Genomic DNA, 2,500 nt, shown 5'->3' with positions numbered 1-2,500 from the left:
CTAGGGGGTCGCGAGATCTACCAAACCTAACCAAACTCCGAATACCATCGAGTCTAGTTCGGCAGACAGACGGCGGGTGCTAAGGTCCGTCGTCAAAAGGGAAACAGCCCTAACCTACAGCTAAGGTCCCCAAGTCATCACTAAGTGGGAAAGCATGTGGGAATCCCAAAACAACCAGGAGGTTGGCTTAGAAGCAGCCATCCTTTAAAGAAAGCGTAACAGCTCACTGGTCTAAATAAGGGTTCCTGCGGCGAAGATGTATCGGGGCTAAAGTGATGCACCGAAGCTTAGGGTTGCAGTTTACTGCAGCGGTAGCGGAGCGTTCCGTAAGCGAGTGAAGCCGAAGGGTAACCGACGGTGGACGTATCGGAAGTGCGAATGCTGACATGAGTAGCGACAAAGAGGGTGAGATGCCCTCTCGCCGAAAGACCAAGGGTTCCTGCTCAACGCTAATCGGAGCAGGGTTAGCCGGCCCCTAAGACGAGCCCGAAGGGGGTAGTCGATGGGAACCACGTAAATATTCGTGGGCCTGGAGATGTGTGACGGATCGCGGAAGTTGTTCATCCTTATCGGATTGGATGGGCAGCCAAGTGGTTCCAGGAAATAGCCTCTCCGTATAGACCGTACCCGAAACCGACACAGGTGGTCAGGTAGAGTATACCAAGGCGCTTGAGAGAAGTATCCTGAAGGAACTCGGCAAATTGCCTCCGTACCTTCGGAAGAAGGAGGCCCTCTTTCTACGCAAGTAGTTGGAGGGGGCACAGGCCAGGGGGTAGCGACTGTTTAGCAAAAACACAGCACTCTGCTAAGTCGGCTTCAAGACGACGTATAGGGTGTGACGCCTGCCCGGTGCTCGAAGGTTAAGAGGAGGAGTGCAAGCTCCGAATTGAAGCCCGAGTAAACGGCGGCCGTAACTATAACGGTCCTAAGGTAGCGAAATTCCTTGTCGGGTAAGTTCCGACCTGCACGAATGGCGTAACGACTTCCCCACTGTCTCCAGGATATGCTCAGCGAAATTGAATTCTCCGTGAAGATGCGGAGTACCCGCGGTTAGACGGAAAGACCCCGTGCACCTTTACTGCAGCTTCAGAGTGGCATTAGGAAAGAGTTGTGTAGCATAGGTGGGAGGCTTTGAAGCGAGAGCGCCAGTTCTCGTGGAGCCATAGGTGAAATACCACCCTGCTGTTTTCTGATGTCTAACCACGCACCGTTAGCCGGTGTTGGGACCCTCTGTGGCGGGTAGTTTGACTGGGGCGGTCGCCTCCTAAAGAGTAACGGAGGCGCGCGATGGTAGGCTCAGGCCGGTTGGAAACCGGCTGCAAGAGTGCAATGGCATAAGCCTGCCTGACTGCGAGACTGACGAGTCGAGCAGAGACGAAAGTCGGTCATAGTGATCCGGTGGTCCCTCGTGGAAGGGCCATCGCTCAACGGATAAAAGGTACGCCGGGGATAACAGGCTGATGATTCCCAAGAGCTCATATCGACGGAATCGTTTGGCACCTCGATGTCGGCTCATCACATCCTGGGGCTGGAGCAGGTCCCAAGGGTTTGGCTGTTCGCCAATTAAAGTGGTACGTGAGCTGGGTTCAGAACGTCGCGAGACAGTTTGGTCCCTATCTGCCGTGGGCGTCGATACTTGAAAGGAGTTGCCCCTAGTACGAGAGGACCGGGGTGAACGTACCTCTGGTGTACCTGTCATCCTGCCAAGGGTGCCGCAGGGTAGCTATGTACGGACGGGATAACCGCTGAAAGCATCTAAGCGGGAAGCCTCCCTTAAGATTAGGTATCTTCGAACCGTCGTAGACCACGACGTTGATAGGCCGGGTGTGGAAGTGCGGTAACGCATGGAGCTAACCGGTCCTAATAGTTCTGATCGCGCTTGATGAATCTCACCATCAACGACAGTCTTGCATGGCTTTTGGCCTGGACTGCTCGTTGACCGGACGGTCATCGCAGCCAGATCACCCACATCACTCAAGTGTGCATCGATTAAAATCCGCGACACGCCTGCTTCATTGCTTGGTGGCCATAGCGTTTGTGACCCACCCGATCCCATCTCGAACTCGGCCGTGAAACCAAACAGCGCCGATGGTACTAACGCTTAAGCGTTGGAAGAGTAGGACGCCGCCAGGCATTGCAGCCGGCGTGATCGCGAAACCCATTCACATGTTTAAAAAGCCGCTGCCGGTTATCCGAGCGGCGGCTTTTTGGTCTTTGCCCCAAACGCAAAGGCAACATCGGTGACGCGGGGTGGAGCAGTCCGGTAGCTCGTCAGGCTCATAACCTGAAGGTCGTTGGTTCAAATCCAACCCCCGCAACCAGTTATCATCAAACGCCCGTTGGCTTCCCTGCCAGCGGGCTTTTTTGCGTCTGCCTCGCGCGCAATCCATGCCTTGCCTTCGATGGCTATGCAAACGGCACCTTTGGCGGCGTTCCGATCGGCTAATGCATCACGGCAGGGCCGGTTCACGCCTAGGCTCACATGGAATGGCTATGTGCG

1 tRNA gene and 2 rRNA genes (1 of these 3 cut by a window edge) are annotated in these 2,500 nt (G+C 55.2%); all 3 read left to right on the top strand.

Going from position 1 to position 2,500, the window contains the following annotated elements:
* Positions 1-1,884 (top strand): 23S ribosomal RNA (locus A7A77_RS17035); it begins 906 nt to the left of the window's first position.
* A 134-nt stretch (positions 1,885-2,018) separates the two neighbouring features.
* A 5S ribosomal RNA gene (rrf, locus tag A7A77_RS17030) occupies positions 2,019-2,133 on the top strand.
* A gap of 111 nt (positions 2,134-2,244) precedes the next feature.
* Positions 2,245-2,321: transfer RNA gene (locus A7A77_RS17025), tRNA-Met, on the top strand.
* The last annotated feature ends 179 nt before the right edge of the window (positions 2,322-2,500 follow it).

The sequence above is a fragment of the Croceicoccus bisphenolivorans genome (assembly GCF_001634625.1).
Classification (GTDB): domain Bacteria; phylum Pseudomonadota; class Alphaproteobacteria; order Sphingomonadales; family Sphingomonadaceae; genus Croceicoccus; species Croceicoccus bisphenolivorans.
This window is presented reverse-complemented; position numbering and strand designations above follow the sequence as displayed.